This is a genomic window from Aliiroseovarius lamellibrachiae (assembly GCF_018599245.1).
Lineage (GTDB): Bacteria > Pseudomonadota > Alphaproteobacteria > Rhodobacterales > Rhodobacteraceae > Aliiroseovarius > Aliiroseovarius lamellibrachiae.
This window is the reverse complement of the sequence record NZ_JAHEVJ010000001.1, coordinates 92,123-108,936: the sequence shown is the minus strand read 5'-3', so window position 1 is coordinate 108,936 and position 16,814 is coordinate 92,123. Positions and strand designations below refer to the sequence as shown.

At 56.1% G+C, this 16,814-nt stretch carries 19 protein-coding genes; 7 read left to right on the top strand and 12 right to left on the bottom strand.

The features are described from left to right. Positions 1-81: 81 nt before the first annotated feature. From fsa to KKW20_RS00605, 5 genes are all read left to right on the top strand, one after another. The gene (gene fsa / locus KKW20_RS00625) at positions 82-735 is read left to right on the top strand and encodes a fructose-6-phosphate aldolase (RefSeq protein ID WP_214565218.1); all 654 of its coding nucleotides are present in this window, start codon (positions 82-84) and stop codon (positions 733-735) included. Between the two features lie 161 nt (positions 736-896). Next, the gene (locus KKW20_RS00620; protein ID WP_214565216.1) at positions 897-1,604 is read left to right on the top strand and encodes a DUF484 family protein; all 708 of its coding nucleotides are present in this window, start codon (positions 897-899) and stop codon (positions 1,602-1,604) included. Beyond that, positions 1,601-2,548: a tyrosine recombinase XerC gene (locus tag KKW20_RS00615; protein WP_214565215.1), complete on the top strand. Its 948-nt coding sequence runs from the start codon at positions 1,601-1,603 to the stop codon at positions 2,546-2,548. The genes KKW20_RS00620 and KKW20_RS00615 overlap by 4 nt, the downstream gene beginning before the upstream one ends. Before the next feature lie 54 nt (positions 2,549-2,602). Continuing rightward, on the top strand, positions 2,603-3,301 hold the full coding sequence (locus KKW20_RS00610) for a CDP-alcohol phosphatidyltransferase family protein (protein ID WP_214565214.1): 699 nt from the start codon (positions 2,603-2,605) through the stop codon (positions 3,299-3,301). 138 nt (positions 3,302-3,439) lie between these two features. Continuing rightward, on the top strand, positions 3,440-3,817 hold the full coding sequence (locus KKW20_RS00605) for a ribbon-helix-helix domain-containing protein (RefSeq protein WP_214565213.1): 378 nt from the start codon (positions 3,440-3,442) through the stop codon (positions 3,815-3,817). Positions 3,818-3,845: 28 nt separating this feature from the next. On the opposite strand, the gene KKW20_RS00600 is transcribed toward KKW20_RS00605, so the two are convergent. The 11 genes from KKW20_RS00600 to KKW20_RS00550 form a co-directional block, all read right to left on the bottom strand. Further along, a complete protein-coding gene (locus KKW20_RS00600; protein ID WP_214565212.1) occupies positions 3,846-4,319 on the bottom strand; it encodes a molybdenum cofactor biosynthesis protein MoaE in 474 nt (157 codons plus the stop codon). Between the two features lies 1 nt (position 4,320). Beyond that, positions 4,321-4,569, bottom strand: a complete 249-nt coding sequence (gene moaD, locus KKW20_RS00595) for a molybdopterin converting factor subunit 1 (protein ID WP_214565211.1) — start codon at positions 4,567-4,569, stop codon at positions 4,321-4,323. Next, positions 4,562-5,236, bottom strand: a complete 675-nt coding sequence (gene pgsA / locus KKW20_RS00590) for a CDP-diacylglycerol--glycerol-3-phosphate 3-phosphatidyltransferase (protein ID WP_214565210.1) — start codon at positions 5,234-5,236, stop codon at positions 4,562-4,564. The genes moaD and pgsA overlap by 8 nt, the downstream gene beginning before the upstream one ends. Positions 5,237-5,254: 18 nt before the next feature. Beyond that, positions 5,255-7,141, bottom strand: a complete 1,887-nt coding sequence (gene uvrC / locus KKW20_RS00585) for an excinuclease ABC subunit UvrC (RefSeq protein WP_214565208.1) — start codon at positions 7,139-7,141, stop codon at positions 5,255-5,257. Positions 7,142-7,457: 316 nt separating this feature from the next. After that, a complete protein-coding gene (locus tag KKW20_RS00580; protein ID WP_214565206.1) occupies positions 7,458-8,240 on the bottom strand; it encodes an SDR family oxidoreductase in 783 nt (260 codons plus the stop codon). Between the two features lies 1 nt (position 8,241). Further along, positions 8,242-9,210, bottom strand: coding sequence for a calcium/sodium antiporter (locus KKW20_RS00575; RefSeq protein ID WP_214565205.1), 969 nt, complete (start codon positions 9,208-9,210; stop codon positions 8,242-8,244). 3 nt (positions 9,211-9,213) lie between these two features. Continuing rightward, on the bottom strand, positions 9,214-9,378 hold the full coding sequence (locus tag KKW20_RS00570; RefSeq protein ID WP_214565204.1) for a hypothetical protein: 165 nt from the start codon (positions 9,376-9,378) through the stop codon (positions 9,214-9,216). Beyond that, a complete protein-coding gene (locus tag KKW20_RS00565) occupies positions 9,379-10,176 on the bottom strand; it encodes a S49 family peptidase (protein WP_214565203.1) in 798 nt (265 codons plus the stop codon). It lies immediately after the preceding gene. An 86-nt stretch (positions 10,177-10,262) separates the two neighbouring features. Continuing rightward, positions 10,263-11,024, bottom strand: coding sequence for an ABC transporter permease (locus KKW20_RS00560; RefSeq protein WP_214565202.1), 762 nt, complete (start codon positions 11,022-11,024; stop codon positions 10,263-10,265). Next, positions 11,021-11,944, bottom strand: a complete 924-nt coding sequence (locus tag KKW20_RS00555) for an ABC transporter ATP-binding protein (protein WP_214565201.1) — start codon at positions 11,942-11,944, stop codon at positions 11,021-11,023. Before KKW20_RS00555 ends, KKW20_RS00560 begins: the two co-directional genes overlap by 4 nt. 69 nt (positions 11,945-12,013) lie before the next feature. Then, positions 12,014-12,472 carry a methylated-DNA--[protein]-cysteine S-methyltransferase gene (locus tag KKW20_RS00550; RefSeq protein ID WP_214565200.1) on the bottom strand — a complete coding sequence of 153 codons (459 nt, stop codon included), beginning with the start codon at positions 12,470-12,472 and terminating at the stop codon, positions 12,014-12,016. A gap of 151 nt (positions 12,473-12,623) precedes the next feature. On the opposite strand from KKW20_RS00550, the gene KKW20_RS00545 reads away from it, so the two are divergent. After that, the gene (locus KKW20_RS00545; RefSeq protein WP_214565199.1) at positions 12,624-13,055 is read left to right on the top strand and encodes an EF-hand domain-containing protein; all 432 of its coding nucleotides are present in this window, start codon (positions 12,624-12,626) and stop codon (positions 13,053-13,055) included. A gap of 63 nt (positions 13,056-13,118) precedes the next feature. Here KKW20_RS00545 and ileS read toward each other — a convergent pair whose 3' ends face one another. Next, positions 13,119-16,055 (bottom strand): isoleucine--tRNA ligase, encoded by a 2,937-nt coding sequence (gene ileS / locus KKW20_RS00540; RefSeq protein WP_214565197.1) that lies wholly within the window; start codon positions 16,053-16,055, stop codon positions 13,119-13,121. 269 nt (positions 16,056-16,324) lie between these two features. On the opposite strand from ileS, the gene KKW20_RS00535 reads away from it, so the two are divergent. Continuing rightward, a complete protein-coding gene (locus KKW20_RS00535) occupies positions 16,325-16,762 on the top strand; it encodes a group III truncated hemoglobin (protein WP_214565195.1) in 438 nt (145 codons plus the stop codon). The last annotated feature ends 52 nt before the right edge of the window (positions 16,763-16,814 follow it).

Here is a 16,814-nt window from a genome sequence, read left to right as displayed (position 1 = left end):
CATCAGGGGTTTCAGTCTGGGTTCTTTTTGCGCTATGAGAACGCCAAGAACAAGCTGCCAAACCTGGATAGGAACGCGCATATGAAATTCTTTGCAGATACCGCCGACATCGACGCCATTAAAGACCTTGCCGCATTTGGCATGGTGGACGGCGTGACGACCAACCCTTCGATCATCAAAAAATCGGGCCGTGACATCATTGAAGTCACCAAAGAGATTTGTTCGATCGTGGATGGCCCCGTGTCCGCCGAAGTCACCGCCGTTGACGCGGAAACCATGATCGCCGAGGGGCGTAAACTGGCCAAAATCGCCGACAATATCGCGGTAAAAGTGCCCCTGACATGGGACGGGCTGAAAGCCTGTAAAACCCTGTCGGACGAAGGCAGCATGGTCAATGTGACCCTTTGCTTTTCGCCCAACCAAGCGCTGCTCGCGGCCAAAGCAGGGGCGACATTCATCTCGCCTTTCATTGGCCGTTTGGACGACATCGCGCTGGATGGGATGGAGCTGATTGCTGACATCCGCACCATCTATGACAACTATGGCTATGAGACCGAAATCCTGGCCGCCTCAATCCGCAACGTGAACCACGTAAAAGATTGCGCGATTGTGGGCGCAGACGTGATCACGGCCCCCCCTTCGGTCATCAAAGCAATGGCCTCCCACGCGCTGACCGACAAAGGTTTGGACGCGTTTTTGGCGGACATCGCCGCGGCAGACATCAAAATTCTGTAACCGCGTCTGCGTGAAAAATGTCGCGGCAAGGTCACGGCCTTGCCGCGTTTACGGTATCTTAACCAAAAACATGCGGTAATTGCCGCCAAGCTCGTGTATAAATGCGGGCAACGTATAAAAATAAGAACAGACAAACACGCTAAACAAGCACTGAGGCAGTTATGAGCAACTCCGTTTCTATTGCAGATGACCTGCGCGACGCGTTGATCTCGCAACCTGAAGTCATTCTTGATGATCAAGGGCTTATGCATGCGTTGATCGCGGCAAACGAACGCGCGATGGGCACCAATATCGTTGATCTGCGCGGTATCGCCATGGACCGGCTTGAGGCGCGCCTTGACCGGCTTGAAGACACCCACCGCTCTGTGATTGCGGCCGCTTACGAAAATCTGGCCGGAATGAACCTGATCCACCGCGCGGTTTTGCGTATGTTGGATCCCGCCGAATTCGAAGACTTCATGAAAGATTTGGGCGGCGAAGTGGCCGAAATTTTGCGCGTAGACGCTGTGCGTCTGGTGCTGGAAACCGTGCAAAGCGACAAAAATCCCGCTGTGCAAAAACTGGGCAGCGTGCTGGCCACCGCGCAACCGGGGTTCATCGACAACTATCTTGGTGGGCCACGCGACCAAAATGCGCGCTCGGTGTTTTTGCGGCAAATTCAGGAACAGGATGCTACAATTTATGGCGACAGCGGGTTTTGGGTCCGGTCCGAGGCCTGCATTCGCCTTGATCTGGGCCGTGGTCGCCTGCCCGGCATGTTGGTGATGGGGGCCGAAGATCCGCATCAGTTCAAACCGGGGCAAGGCACAGATTTGCTTCAGTTTTTCGGCGGGGTGTTTGAACGCGCCATGCGCCGCTGGTTGTCGTGACCGGGGGCAATTCTCTTGCAATCTCTCCCGGCGCGCGCGACGCGCTGGAGACCTGGCTTGATCATCTGCGTGCCCTTGGTGGGGCTGCAGACAATACCCTAACCGCGTATCAAACCGATCTTTCCGGCTTTCTGGCCTTTATGGCGCAGCATTTGGGCGGCCCCCAAGGGCGGGCCGCTTTGGCAGAGGTTACGCTGTCAGATATGCGGGCTTGGATGGCCCATGAACGGGCACGCGGCGTGGCGACACGGTCTTTGGCACGGGCCTTATCCGCGGTAAAAAGCTTTTACAACTGGCTCAGTGAACGCGACGATTTTGACGCCACCGCCGTTTTGTCCGTGCGCAGCCCGAAATTCACCAAAAAACTCCCCCGGCCCTTGGCGCCAGATGCGGCGAAGGCTGTGTTGGGTTTGGTTGGGGATCAGGCGCGACAGGATTGGGCGGGTGCGCGTGACATTGCGGTGGTCACCTTGCTTTACGGTTGCGGCTTGCGTATTTCCGAGGCGCTTTCGTTGACCTGCGCCGATGCCCCCCTGCCAGAGGTGCTTCGCATCACCGGGAAGGGCGGCAAGGAACGCATCGTGCCCGTGCTGGATGTGGCGCGCCGCGCGGTTGAAACCTATCGCCGACAATCTCCGCACCGGGAAACGCCGACGGCGCCGCTGTTTCGGGGGGTCCGCGGCGGGGCGTTGAACCCGCGCGCCGTGCAGAAGGTGATGGAACAAACCCGTTTGCAACTGGGCCTGCCGTCCAGCGCCACCCCCCATGCGATGCGCCATTCTTTTGCGACGCATTTGTTGAATGCAGGTGGAGATTTGCGTGCGATTCAGGAACTTTTGGGCCATGCCAGCCTGTCGACCACTCAGGCCTATACCGCCGTCGACACCGCCCGATTGATGGACGTTTATGAGGCCACGCACCCACGGGCAAACCGCGCAACTTAAGCAAATCTTAGATTTTCCCTTTCTTCCAAAGCACATTTGCGGCACAAGGCGCCCATGAATATTCAGACCAAAGCCCTTCTCGTGCATCTTTTGACCGCAACCGGTGCGGTTTTCGCGATGCTGGCCATGCTGGCGGCCGTAGATGAAAAATGGGGGCTGATGTTTTTGTGGTTGGTTGTCGCCTTTGCGGTGGACGGTGTCGACGGGCCATTGGCGCGACATTACCACGTCAAAATCAACGCCCCGCAGTATGATGGTGTGTTGATGGACTTGATCATCGACTATCTGACCTATGTGTTCATCCCGGCCTATGCGCTGTTTAAATCCGGCCTGATGCCCGGTTGGACCGGTTGGGTGGCGATCATTGTGATCACCTTTGCCTCGGTGGTGTATTTTGCCGATACACGCATGAAAACAAAAGATAATTCATTTTCCGGTTTTCCGGGATGCTGGAATATGCTGATCCTTGTGTTGTTTGCAACAGAGCCTAATTTCTGGGTCATGCTGGCGTTGATCATCGTGCTTGCCGCCGGGATGTTCTTTCCGTTGAAATTCATTCACCCCACCCGCACGATGCGCTGGCGAATGCTGAGTTTTCCAATGGCCCTGGCGTGGACATTCTTTGCGGGCTGGGCGGCCTGGGTCGATTTTCACCCCGAAAGCTGGGCGCATTGGGGGTTGGTGGTGACCTCGATCTATTTGCTTTCGGCTGGAGTTGCGCAACAAATTGTGCCTGAAAGAAAGCTCGCGTAAGCGCGAACATGGGCTGCGCCTCATAAGATCGGCGTGAAATTCCCGACTTTTTCCACGCAAAATTGTTGAATCCGCTTGCAACGCGCAATCTATCCGTGTGGACTCCCAGACATTATTAACAGAATACGGGAGGATCCCATGTGCCGTCTATTTGTCGGAGCGGACCCAAATTTCTGGGCAAAAACCACACGGACCTATCGTGTTGACGGCGTCACCGTCGCGTTGCCTATTGAAAATTTTTACTGGACCATTCTTGATCGCATTGCTCGCCGGGATCAGTTGAGCACGGAAGAATTGGTCAGCACATTGTATTTTGAAGCCACTGCCGCCGATCATACCGAAGGCAGCTTTACCTCGTTTTTGATGGTCTGTTGTGGTCGGTATCTCGATTTGTTGCAAAAAGGTGAAATCCCCGACGATGACAGCCCCATTCGGGCACTGGACGCAGAACCGATATTAGAACGGGAACGATGCGCAACATTGCGGTTGGTGCACAACGCATCTGGCAAAAAATAAAATCCTGTGGGGAAATCTATGCTGGTCCCTAGGCCAGGCCGTTTTCTTCCCAGCGCGATAACGCATCTTCATCATTCACCTTGGCTTCCACCCAGGCGGTTTTGCCCGTTTTGGTGAATTCTTTTTTCCAAAAGGGCGCGCGGGATTTCAGGTAATCCATCAGATATTCTGCCGCTTCAAAGGCAGCGACGCGGTGTTTGGCGGCGGTGGCCACCATCATGATCTGATCGCCCGGGCGCATGGGGCCATAGCGGTGGATGACCAGGCATTGGGCCAGATCCCACCGGGTGATCGCCTTATCCACAATAGCGCCGACCGCTTTTTGCGTCATGCCGGGGTAGTGTTCGATCTCCATCCGGTCAAGCGAGCCATCATCGTCGCGCACAACGCCGGTAAAGCTGACCACAGCGCCGACATTCTTGCGACCACGGCCAAAACCTTGCAGCTCAGCACTTGGGTCAAACTCGTCGGCTTGCACACGGGTATGATTGCGCGCGGACATCTTAACCGCCCGTCATCGGGGGGAAAAACGCCACTTCGCGCACGCCTTTCAGAGGCGCATCAAAATCTGAGAGTTCTTGGTCCAGCGCGACACGCAAGGCGGAGAGGTCTTTGAAGGCTTCGGCATAGCGTGGTTCACGCGCTCGCAGCTCTTCCACCAAATCCGCCACGGTGCTGGCATTTGTTTCAACCTGTTCGCGCGGCGCGCCAATGCGTTCGCGCACCCAGGCAAAATACATCACATCAACCATTTTCAGGTTCCTCTCGCAGGAAAGGCATTGCCTTTCGGAAGTAATCCCAACCGGTCACCATTGTCAGGATGCCGGCGATCCACAAAAGGGCGACGCCAACGTAAGTCGACCAGATCAAACCGGTTGTATAGAAATTCAGGCCCACCTCATCCGGGATCATCCCATTATAGATGCTTTCGATCAGCTCTGCGTCCATGCCTTGCGACCGGTTTAACATCGAATGTTCGAAGATGCCGGTGGAAAACAGAACCGCGATGGCCACCATCTGGACGGTGGTTTTCCATTTCGCCAGATTGGTCACCTTCAGCGCGCGGGCTTTGTCGCCCAAGGTTTCGCGCAAGCCCGACACAAACACCTCGCGGTAGATGATCAGGGCCGAGGGCAGCAAGATCCACGGTGTCACGCCCGCATATCCATTGATCACCAACAGCGCGATCAGCACCATCGCCTTATCCGCAATCGGATCCATCGCCGCACCAAACAGGCTTTCCAGCTTCCATGCGCGCGCAAGATAGCCATCAAGATAGTCGGTGATCGACGCCACAATAAACAGGATAAAAGCGTACCAATCCGCCCACGGACGGGCAAAGTACAGAAACATCACGGCGACCATGGGCGCGGCAAGCAGCCGGGCGATGGTCAGAATATTAGGAAGTGTCCATCTCATATCGCTATCCTTACAATGTCATGCGCGATCATGGAAGAAGCCATAGATGGTTTCCGCGAGACTTTCCGAAATGCCATCAACGGCTTTGAGGTCTTCAAGCCCCGCGCGGCTGACGGCCTTGGCGGAGCCGAAATGCTGCAACAGCGCGCGTTTTCGCGTGGCGCCCACGCCCGGCACCTCGTCCAATGGCGTGGCGCCTTGGGCCTTGGCGCGTTTGGCGCGGTGGGTGCCGATGGCAAAGCGGTGGGCTTCGTCGCGCATCCGTTGGATGAAATAAAGAACTGGGTCATTTCTTTGTAACGCAAAGGGGCGTTGGTTCCGTCGGTGAAATTCTTCTTTTCCGTGATCCCGGTCGACCCCTTTGGCGACCCCAACCATGGGAATGTCGGTCACGCCCATTTCCACCATGATCTCATGCACCGCGCTGACCTGCCCTGCGCCACCATCGATGAGCAACAGATCCGGCCAATGGCCCTCTTCGCGGGTGGGATCCTCTTTGATCAACCGTTTAAAGCGGCGTTTCAGCACCTCTTTCATCATGCCGAAATCATCGCCGGGCGTCAGGTCATCGCCCTTGATGTTAAACTTGCGGTATTGGCTTTTCAGGAACCCTTCGGGGCCGGCCACGATCATCCCACCCACGGCGTGTGCGCCTTGGATGTGCGAGTTGTCATAGACCTCGATCCGGTTGGGCGGGGCCTTAAGCGCAAACGCCTCGGCCACGCCTTTCAAAAGCCGCGCCTGTGTTGCGGTTTCTGACATTTTACGGGCCAGACTTTCGCGGGCATTCCGGTGGGCATTTGCGACCAGTTCCGATTTCTCACCGCGCAGCGGCACCGCGATTTCAACCTTGCGGCCCAAACGATCCGACAGCGCCTCCTCCATCAAATCCTGATCATCCAATGGATCCGAGACAAGGATCAGCCGCGGCGGTTCTTTCTGGTCATAAAACTGGCCAACAAAGGCCTGCAGCACTTCGCCCGCACTGACCGGATCTTTGCCGTTGCCCACACGCGGATAGAAATCGCGGTTGCCCCAGTTTTGATGGGCGCGGATGAAAAAGACCTGAACGCAGGCCTGCCCGCCTTCCATATGCAGCGCCACCACATCCGCCTCGCCCACGGTGCGCGGGTTGATGCCTTGGGATTGCTGCACTTGGGTCAAGGCCTTGATCCGGTCACGCAACATGGCGGCCCGTTCAAAGGCCATCGCCTCAGATGCCGCCTGCATTTCCGCGGCCAGTTCTTCTTGCATCTTGGTGGTGCGGCCGGACAGGAAATTCACCGCCTCTGACACCAGTTCGCCATAATCATCATTGCTCAGTTTACCCACGCAAGGCCCCGCACAGCGTTTGATCTGAAACTGCAAACAGGGGCGCGTGCGGCTTTCAAACATCGGATCGGTGCAATTGCGCAAAAGAAACACTTTTTGCAGCTGGTTCAGCGTGCGGTTCACCGCATCGGCACTGGCGAAGGGGCCAAAATATTGACCTTTTTCCTTACGCGCCCCGCGATGTTTTTTGATCTGTGGAAACTCGTGGTTCGTCAACAAGATCTGAGGAAACGCCTTATCGTCGCGCAATAACACATTGAAGTGCGGCTTTAGCTGTTTGATCAGGTTCTGCTCCAGAAGCAGCGCCTCTGTTTCTGTCTTTGTGGTCAGAAACATCATGCTGGTGGTCTGGCTGATCATGCGCGCAATCCGCGCCGTATGCCCGGTGGGTTTGGCATAGTTTGAGACGCGCTTTTTCAGGTTGCGCGCCTTGCCTACATAAAGCACCCGCCCCTTTTCATCGAGCATCCGGTACACCCCCGGCGAGCCGTCCAAAAGGCGCAGATAAGACTGAATCACCTCATGCCCGGCGGGCACGGGCGTCGCATCTTGTGCGGGCGCGTCACTGGTCATTGAATATCCTTGCGATTCTCAACATGGCTGCAATCTTACCGGGTTTGAGGCAAGAGAAAACATGCCCACAGAAACTGTGGATAAGTCTGAGGATTTATCTGTCCAGCCATGGAAATTCCCTTGTTTTCAGCCTGCTTCGTCACTTTGCCTAATTTTTAGGCACTATTTCAACCCCTTGATTTTAAACACTTTAAATATGAACAAATTGTAAACCAATGATTTCATTGCAAAAATTATGGTTTCCCCTGGGTAAGAATTGAACAGGTGTACAACTTGTCGCAGAGCGCGCAGAAGATCCACCATTTTACGGGGGAAATCACTCGACCCCGCGAATGTCCGGCGTTTGCCAGCCAAGGTGCTGGCCGCCGTCCACGGCAATCACCTGACCGGTTACAGAAGGGGCATTCAGGAAGTAAGACAGCGCGGCGGTCACGTCCTCGGCGTTGGCGCCGCGCCCCAAGACTGTGCCTGCCCGCTGACCCGCGAAATGGGCCTTGGACTGTCGGTGACCAATGAGGGTTGGCCCCGGTGCAATCGCGTTCACCCGCACGTCCGGCGCCAGCCCTTGGGCAGCGGTTTGTGTCAACGTCCACAGGCCCATTTTGGCCAAAGTATAGGTCGCAAATTCCGGGGTCAGCTTTTTAACCCTTTGATCTACCATATTCACCACAAGGGCCTGCGCCTTGGGTTCGCCCGTGTCGTCCATCACCGCTTTGGGGGCCTGTGCCGCAAAAGATTGGATCATGAAAAACGGCGCGCGCAGGTTGGAATTCATGTGGCGATCCCACGCGTCCTGCGTGGCGGTGCGGATGTTGTCATATTCAAAAACCGAGGCATTGTTGACCAGCACCGTGAGCGGCCCACCAAGGGCATTTGCGGCGTCGGGCACCAATGCTTCGGCCGCAGTCATATCCAACAGATCCGCTTGAAGTGTGACGGCCTTGCGTCCCATTGCGCGGATCTCAGCTGCGGTTTCTTCTGCCCCCTCTGCGGAACGGGCATAATGCACCGCGATGTCATAACCATGCGAGGCCAGTTCCAGCGCCATCGCCCGGCCCAGCCGCGCACCCGATCCTGTGACAAGAGCACACTTTTCCATATCAGTTCACCAGGACCGCAAAGATATAGATCAGATAAAGCGCACTGAGAATGGCGCCCCAAATTCGGCCCATATGCCACTTCAGGAACACAAAGGGGATCAGCAACGCCGATGCGCCCAGCATGACCCAAAGGTCAAATTGCAAGATACCCGGATCCACGGGGATCGGCCCAACCATGGATGAGATGCCGATGATGGCAAGCAGGTTGAACATATTCGACCCGATAACATTGCCCAACGCCACCTCGGCCTGATTGCGCAGGGCGGCCATTACGGTTGTGGCAAGTTCCGGCAGCGAAGTGCCAAGCGCCACAAGTGTCAGGCCAATCACCGTTTCAGATACGCCAAAATGGCGGGCAATATTGGTTGAGGCATCCACCAAAAGATCTGCCCCAAGGGGCAATCCGATCAGGCCCAGAAGCAAGAACATGATGACTTTCCACCATGGCATATTCGGGTCCGCACCTTCGACCTCTTCTTCGTCCTCATCCGCACAGGCGGCTTCGGCATCGCGACAATCGCGGCGGTGACACAACGCAACTTTAAAGGCCGAGGACAGCATCAGGGCAAGGGCCGCCAGCAGCGCCAGGCCTTGCACCCAAGTGATCACCCCGCCCATGCACAGCACCGTAAACAGCACCGTTGCCGCCAACATTTGCAGATAGCTTTTGCGCGTGTCACAGCCGCCCGTGGACAGCCCCTTCATCAACGCAGGCACGCCCAGAACCAACAGGATATTCGCGGTATTGGACCCCACCACATTGCCCATAGCCAACCCAGGCACCCCGTCAAGGATGGCGCGCACGGAGATCAGAAGCTCGGGGGCCGAGGTGCCAAACGCCACAATCGTCAGCGAAACAATCAACGCCGGCACCCCAAGACGCAGTGACAGATTCACCGCGCCACGTACCAGACTGTCGCCGGCCAAAAGCAGTATGATCAGGCCAAGGGCCGCAAAAAACAGATCCAAGGACTAGCCCTTTCGCTTACACTCACATGTGGATTTCCCGATCAGAAATTTCCCACAACGCGGACATTTCATCGCGGCAATACGTGACTGGCCGGGATAGCGCAACTTGCCAAACATGGCCATCACACCCATCGCAACCAGAAACAGGACAACAACTTTGATGACCATTTACAGCCCAAAACGCGCAAACTCTGCGCGCTCCTCAATGTTTTCAATCGCATCCGACATCAGGCGCACGCCAAAGCGCGACAACAATCCCCGACGCGGGCCAAAGACGCGAAAACGCACCTTGTCACCGTAGCGCTCTTTCATCGTTGGGACCAAATGGCCAATGCCATCCGCCAGCCCTTTTTCGATGGCTTTGCGACCCAACCAAATCTCGCCGGTGAACAGATCTTCACCTTCCGGCAGCTTGCCAGCGCGGCGTGTCTCAACTTGGGTTTTGAAACTGGTGTGAATGTCTTCCAGCAGCCCTTTCAAACGTTCAACGTCCTCGGGGTTTTCCGCACGAAACGGGTCCAGTTGGGATTTCGATTTCCCGGCGGTGTAAACGCGCCGGTCCACGCCGATCTTTTCCATCAGACCCGTCATGCCAAAGCCCGCCGAAATGACGCCAATCGACCCCACGACCGAGCTTTCGTCGACAATAATCTCATCCGCCGCCGTCGCCAACCAATAGCCACCTGACGCGGCCACATCCTCGACAAAGGCCGTGACGGGGATGTCTTTTTCCGCCGACAACCGGCGAATACGCGCGGCAATCAGGCTCGATTGCACCGGGCTTCCGCCTGGCGAGTTGATCACCAAGGCCACCACTTTGGGTTTGCCTTTGCGAAACGCGCGTTCAATCGCGGACGCAAGGCCCGCATCGTTCAACTGCCCACGACCACCGGTTGCGATCACACCTGACAATCGGATGACCGCCACAGTGGGGGGGCGTTTTAAAGAAGGGATCCAGTTTTGCATGAGAATGATGTAGTCTCCGCCGGGCTTTGCCACAAGGGTGCCAAGGGGGCAATCTTCCCCCCTGACCGTTTTGTCATTACGTCACCTTAGCTGCGCAAGCGCCATCCGGTGCGGAAAATCCAGCCAATGGCCGCCAAACAGGCCCCCATAAAGCCAAGAATTGCCACAACCGACCAGACCAGCGACACATCCGCCACGTCGAAAAATGCCCAGCGAAAACCCGAGATCAGATAGACCACCGGGTTAAACAGCGTGATCGTCTGCCAAACCGGCGGCAGCATCGAGATCGAGTAGAACGAGCCGCCCAGAAAAACCAGCGGTGTGATCACCAGCAAAGGCACCAATTGCAGCTGTTCAAAATTGCCCGCCCAGATGCCGATGATAAACCCCAAAAGCGCAAAACTCAGGCAGGTCATCACCAGAAACACCATCATCCAGACCGGATGGGCGATCTCAAGATCCACAAAGAAATGCGCGGTCACAAAGATGATCATCCCGATCATAAATGCCTTGGTCGCCGCCGCGCCCACATATCCGATCACAATCTCAATGAACGATATTGGCGCTGAGAGAAGCTCATAAACCGTGCCAATGAACTTCGGGAAATAGATCCCGAAACTGGCGTTTGACGTCGCTTGGGTCAGGACCGTCAACATGATCAGACCGGGCACGATGAAGGCGCCATAGCTGACGCCCTCAACCTGATCAATGCGCGACCCGATGGCGGCGCCAAAGACGATGAAGTAAAGCGAGGTCGACAGTACAGGTGAGATGATTGATTGCAGCAACGTGCGGAAAGTGCGTGCCATTTCAAAGCGGTAGATGGCTTTAATTGCGTTCCAGTTCATTGGGCGTCCTCCTTCACGAGGTCCACAAAAATATCCTCAAGCGAGCTTTGGCGGGTGGAAAGATCCACCAACTGCAGCCCCGCTTCGCGCAGATCGGCCAGCAATCCGGTGATCCCGGTGCTATCGCCTTGGGTGTCATAGGCGTAAACAAGCCCGCCATTTTCAACACGCAGCCCGTCGGCGTTCAGCCCGGCAGGCACGGTCTCAATCTGTTCAGACAGTTCAATGAACAGCTCTTTTTGCCCCAAGCGTTTGATCAGCGCGTCTTTTTCTTCGATCAGCAGGATCTCACCGTTGGAAATCACGCCAATCCGATCCGCCATCGCTTCGGCTTCCTCAATATAATGCGTGGTCAGGATCACGGTCACGCCGGTTTCCTTCAGACGGGCCACGATCTCCCACATGTCTTTGCGCAGCTCAACATCCACGCCCGCGGTGGGTTCATCCAGAAACAGGATCCGCGGCTCGTGGCACAGCGCCTTGGCGATCAACACCCGGCGTTTCATCCCGCCAGACAATGTCATAATCCGGCTGTCTTTCTTGTCATGCAGACTGAGAAGTTTCAGGATTTCCTCAATCCGCGCGTCATCTTTGGGTTTGCCAAACAGCCCACGCGAAAACCGAACCGAGTTCATCACCGTTTCAAACGGTTCCAAGTTGATTTCCTGTGGGACCAATCCGATCAAATCACGAGCCGCACGAAAATCGCGCGCATGATCAAATCCGCCCACAGTAATTGTGCCGGATGTCGCCGTAGAAATGCCGCAAATAATTGAAATTAATGTGGTTTTCCCAGCGCCATTTGGCCCCAGAAGCGCAAGGATTTCACCTTCATTGATCGACAGATCAACCTTTTTAAGCGCCTGATGCCCACCGGCATAGGTTTTGGTCAGTCCTTCGACTGTTAGGATGTCACCCATGATATCTCCTGTCTTCCCCTCTGGCGGATTGCGTCCATAATGTCGCGCAATTTGATTGGGCCAGAGCTTCTAGATAAGCAGCCCCGCCGCGCCTTCAAGACGCAAAAGCCGAACTTTTGTCTCAACCCCGCCCGCCCCGGAAAACCCAACCAATTTACCACCCGCACCCATCACGCGGTGACAGGGGATGATCACCGGAATGGGGTTTCCGCCACAGGCATTGCCAACCGCTTGGGCTGAATTGCCGGTCAGCGCCGCAATCTCGCCGTAGGTCGCCGTGTCCCCATAGGGAATGGCCGACATCGCATCACAAACAGCGCGTTGAAAATCAGAGCCGCTCACCCGCAATGGCAGGTCAAAGTCGCGCCGTTGGCCCGCGAAATATTCGGAGAGCTGTTTGCCCGCTACAGCAAGTAGATCGGTCATTTGCCCTTCGATCACTTCGGACCAGATGAGCTCGGTCAAAAATCCACCCTCCTCGCGCAGGGAAATCGGACCAAACGGGGATGGGAAGCTTGCAACGGACATGTCGGCATCGTGCGGCGCAAGTCGAAACGACGCAAGCCCAAAGGGCAATTACGATTTGAACCATTTTCGGTCTGCGTGCGCTGCAGCATTTACCCAATTTCCAGACATTAGGCCCATGCTGCATCTGCGCGCATAGTTAAGGAGTAACAAGATGAACATCTCGATGGGCATGACGAGCATGAACCAGATGCAGAAAATGCAATCTGGACCTCCGCCCAAACCTCCGAACTCAGAAGACCTCATGACCGCCTTTGATGCGGACTCGAGCGGTGGTCTATCCCTCGATGAATTGTCGACTGAGGATATGTCCGCCAAACTGATCGAACAGTTTAGCGACATCGACGCCGATGAAGACGGAATTTTGACGTCAAGCGAGCTGAATACGTTTGGCCAATCAATGCGGCCTGATGATGGTGCCCGACCCCCTCCCCCTCCGGGCGGCGGCGGCGGTGGTGCCGATGCGGAATCTTTGGTGACGGCTTTGTTCGACGCCATTGACACCAGTGAAGACAGCACAACGGTCGATAATTCGATCATCGAAACGCTCTATTCCGAAACCCAGTCTCTTTTTGCTGGGGCCTAAGCGATAGAAAAGAAAAAGGCGCCCTTACCCAGAGCGCCTTTTTTATTCTTTAAAATGTTCTAGTTAGCTCAACGCATCGTCACAACGACCACAGGTGCCTTCGTGTTTGTGCTTGCCCACGTCTGGCAGGATTTTCCAACAGCGCTGGCATTTCTCGCCAGAGGCTTTTTCAAACACGACCCCAACCCCTTCAACGTCCGGCAGGCGGAAAGCCTCAGACGGCAGCGGATCATTGGACAGGACCACGTTTGACGTGATCACCACATCGGCAAAATCCACCGACCGAAGGGCCGTCAGAACCTCTTCGTCGCGCACATGCACCACGGGGGCGGCCTCTAGTGAGGCGCCAATCACCTTGTCGCGGCGCTGGATTTCAAGCGCTGCGGTTACCACACGGCGGGTTTGACGGATGCCGGCCCATTTTGCGGCCAACGGCTCGTCCAACCAATCGGCGGGCGTGTCCGGGAAGTCGATCATGTGAACCGAGCTGTCGTCGCCTGGGAACCGCTCTAGCCACACTTCTTCCATAGTGAACACCAAAATCGGCGCCAACCATGTGGTCAGACGATGATAGAGGATATCCAGAACCGTGCGCGCGGCCCGGCGGGCTTGGCTGTCGGCCCCATCACAATAAAGCGCGTCTTTGCGGATATCGAAATAAAAGCTCGACAAATCAACGGTGGCAAAGTTGAACACGGCCGAAAACACACCTTGGAAATCGAAGGTTTTATAGCCTTCGCGCACGGTGTGATCGAGTTCGGCCAAACGGTGCAGCACCCAACGCTCCAGCTCTGGCATTTCCGCCAGATCCAGCTTTTCCGCCTCGTCAAAATCGGCCAGATTGCCCAGCATAAATCGCATGGTATTGCGCAAACGACGATAGCTGTCAGCCACCCCTTTCAGGATTTCTGGCCCGATCCGCTGATCCACCATATAGTCGGTTTGCGCGACCCACAGGCGCAGAATATCCGCGCCATATTGTTTGATCACTGCCTCTGGAACGATGGTGTTGCCCAAGGATTTGGACATCTTCATGCCCTTTTCATCCAGCGTAAACCCATGTGTCACAACGTTTTTATAAGGCGCACGACCTTTGGTCCCGCAAGCTTGCAACAATGATGAATGGAACCAGCCCCGGTGTTGGTCGGTGCCTTCCATATAAACATCCGCAATCCCATCCGGCGAACCATCTTCGCGGTCGCGCAGCACAAAGGAATGGGTTGACCCGCTGTCAAACCAAACGTCGAGCACATCATAGACCTGCTCCCACTCATCCGCGTTGTGATCCGCGCCCAAGAAGCGTTCCTTGGCGCCAGCCGCATACCAACAATCCGCGCCTTCCACCTCAAACGCCTCAGAAATCCGAGCGTTCACGGCAGGGTCGCGCAACAAGAACCCTTCGTCGGTGGGCAACAGGCCCTTTTTCACGAAACAGGTCAGCGGCACACCCCAGGCACGCTGGCGCGACAGCACCCAATCCGGGCGCGCTTCGATCATCGAATACAGGCGGTTGCGACCGGTTTGCGGCCACCATTTCACCAGCTTGTCGATGGAATTCAGCGCACGGGTGCGGATGGTGGTGCCCATCTCATCCTGCCCGTCGCCCACCTCTTTATCAACGGCGGCAAACCATTGTGGCGTGTTGCGGAACACAATCGGCGCCTTTGAGCGCCAGCTGTGAGGATAGCTGTGCGTGACCCGGCCGCGCGCGATGATACCCCCGGCTTCGACCAGTTTGGCGATCACAGCGGTGTTGGCTTTGCCCTCTTTGCCCTTGCGGTCAAACACCTCAAGCCCTGCGAAAAACGGCACATGCGGCAGGAATTCGGATGCTTCGCCCACATTGTGGGTCATCCGATCAATCCAGTTGCGCTTGACGAAACATTCATAGTCGTCGGCACCGTGGCTGGGCGCGGTGTGCACAAAGCCTGTGCCCGCATCGTCAGTCACATGGTCCCCGTCAATCATCGGGACTTCGTAGTCCCAGAACCCATTTGCGCCGTCCATGCCATTGAATGGGTGTTTCAGGATCATGCCTGAAAACTCCGACGCCTCCACATCGCGCACGCGGGTAAACTCGGTCACGCGGGATTTGCCCAACGCATCGGCGGCCAGCGTGTCAGCAAAGAGGTAAAGCTCACCGGGGGCGGTCCAGCTTTCCTCTTCGGTCGCATCCACGCGGTAAAGGCCGTACGCAATCTTGTCATTGTAAGCCACGGCCTTGTTGGACGGGATCGTCCAAGGTGTGGTGGTCCAGATCACAACGCGGGCGTCAGCCAAATCACCGTTAGCATTCGCAACGTCAAACGGCACCCAGATCGTGTGCGACTTGTGATCGTGATACTCGATCTCGGCCTCAGCCAGCGCGGTCTTTTCGACCGGCGACCACATCACGGGTTTGGACCCTTGATACAGCGTGCCGTTCATCAGGAACTTCATGAATTCCTCGGCGATCACGGCCTCGGCGTGATAGTTCATGGTCAGATAGGGATCATCCCATTTGCCGGTGATGCCGATGCGCTTGAATTCCTCGCGCTGGATGTCCACCCAGCCTTCGGCAAACTTGCGACATTCCTGACGGAAATCAATCACCGGAACGTCGTCTTTGTTTCTGCCCTTCTTGCGATACTGCTCTTCGATTTTCCATTCGATCGGCAGACCGTGGCAATCCCAACCGGGCACATACCGCGCATCAAATCCCATCATCTGATGGCTGCGCACGATCATGTCTTTGATAGTTTTGTTCAGCGCGTGACCGATGTGCAAATGCCCGTTGGCATAGGGGGGGCCATCATGCAGGATAAACGGCGTGCGGCCGGGTTTTTCGCGCAGGCGGTCATAAACGCCGATCTTTTCCCAACGCTCCAACCAGCTCGGCTCGCGTTTGGGCAGGCCTGCGCGCATCGGGAAATCGGTGACAGGAAGCGTCAGCGTATGTTTGTATTCAGGGGTATTGTCGGTGGTGTTTTCGGGGGTGTTTTCGGGGGTGTCGGCACACATGTGTCCGGTCCTTTTCGGAAGGTCTTCGGAGTGTTAGGGCAAAAGGTCGGCACCGGTGATCCAAGCGCCTTTTCCCGGCAGCTCAAGCGTGGAGCGCCGGGTAGATAATTCGAATAATGATGGCGGCAAAATGCATCATATGGGCGTTATAGCAGGTGCGCGCGCGAGGTAAAGTGGTGAGAGACGTCAGGGAGCGGCCAAACTGCGCCCAAATGTCCCTTGGCAAAACCATACGTCCCTGACTAATTAGGTCAGGAAAGAGGTGCCCTATGTCAATTCCCGACCCGCAACCCAACCCAATGCAACGCTTTGCCATCACGCCTGATCAAATCACGCGCGTGCTGGACGTGTTTTACACCCGCGTGCGCCATCACCCGGAATTAGGCCCGGTGTTTAACGCACATATCGGCACAACCGACACCGAATGGGCCGAGCATATTGAGAAAATCAACCGCTTCTGGCGCAATGCGATCCTGCGCGAACGGGTCTATGACGGCAATCCAATGCGCGTGCATGTGAACGCCCCCGACATCAAGACCAACCACTTCGCCCCGTGGCTTGGCATGTTCGAAGAGGTGCTGCTTGCCGAGCTTTCGCCGGAGATTGCGGACAGTTGGCTTGCCCTCGCCCAGCGCATTGGGCGCGGGTTTCAGATGCAGATGGACGACATGCGCCGCCCCGCCACTGAGGTGCCTAAGCTCTTTTAGTATTTTTGCCTCCGGCGGGGATATTTTCGGAAAGAGGAAAAGCGCATTTGAC

What these genes read in the sequence shown, in the direction of transcription:
- fsa (WP_214565218.1), top strand. Translation starts at nt 82, where the DNA reads ATGAAATTCTTTGCAGATACCGCCGACATCGACGCCATTAAAGACCTT.
- KKW20_RS00620 (WP_214565216.1), top strand. Translation starts at nt 897, where the DNA reads ATGAGCAACTCCGTTTCTATTGCAGATGACCTGCGCGACGCGTTGATC.
- KKW20_RS00610 (WP_214565214.1), top strand. Translation starts at nt 2,603, where the DNA reads ATGAATATTCAGACCAAAGCCCTTCTCGTGCATCTTTTGACCGCAACC.
- KKW20_RS00605 (WP_214565213.1), top strand. Translation starts at nt 3,440, where the DNA reads ATGTGCCGTCTATTTGTCGGAGCGGACCCAAATTTCTGGGCAAAAACC.
- KKW20_RS00600 (WP_214565212.1), bottom strand. Translation starts at nt 4,319, where the DNA reads ATGTCCGCGCGCAATCATACCCGTGTGCAAGCCGACGAGTTTGACCCA.
- moaD (WP_214565211.1), bottom strand. Translation starts at nt 4,569, where the DNA reads ATGGTTGATGTGATGTATTTTGCCTGGGTGCGCGAACGCATTGGCGCG.
- pgsA (WP_214565210.1), bottom strand. Translation starts at nt 5,236, where the DNA reads ATGAGATGGACACTTCCTAATATTCTGACCATCGCCCGGCTGCTTGCC.
- uvrC (WP_214565208.1), bottom strand. Translation starts at nt 7,141, where the DNA reads ATGACCAGTGACGCGCCCGCACAAGATGCGACGCCCGTGCCCGCCGGG.
- KKW20_RS00580 (WP_214565206.1), bottom strand. Translation starts at nt 8,240, where the DNA reads ATGGAAAAGTGTGCTCTTGTCACAGGATCGGGTGCGCGGCTGGGCCGG.
- KKW20_RS00570 (WP_214565204.1), bottom strand. Translation starts at nt 9,378, where the DNA reads ATGGTCATCAAAGTTGTTGTCCTGTTTCTGGTTGCGATGGGTGTGATG.
- KKW20_RS00565 (WP_214565203.1), bottom strand. Translation starts at nt 10,176, where the DNA reads ATGCAAAACTGGATCCCTTCTTTAAAACGCCCCCCCACTGTGGCGGTC.
- KKW20_RS00560 (WP_214565202.1), bottom strand. Translation starts at nt 11,024, where the DNA reads ATGAACTGGAACGCAATTAAAGCCATCTACCGCTTTGAAATGGCACGC.
- KKW20_RS00555 (WP_214565201.1), bottom strand. Translation starts at nt 11,944, where the DNA reads ATGGGTGACATCCTAACAGTCGAAGGACTGACCAAAACCTATGCCGGT.
- KKW20_RS00550 (WP_214565200.1), bottom strand. Translation starts at nt 12,472, where the DNA reads ATGTCCGTTGCAAGCTTCCCATCCCCGTTTGGTCCGATTTCCCTGCGC.
- KKW20_RS00545 (WP_214565199.1), top strand. Translation starts at nt 12,624, where the DNA reads ATGAACATCTCGATGGGCATGACGAGCATGAACCAGATGCAGAAAATG.
- ileS (WP_214565197.1), bottom strand. Translation starts at nt 16,055, where the DNA reads ATGTGTGCCGACACCCCCGAAAACACCCCCGAAAACACCACCGACAAT.
- KKW20_RS00535 (WP_214565195.1), top strand. Translation starts at nt 16,325, where the DNA reads ATGTCAATTCCCGACCCGCAACCCAACCCAATGCAACGCTTTGCCATC.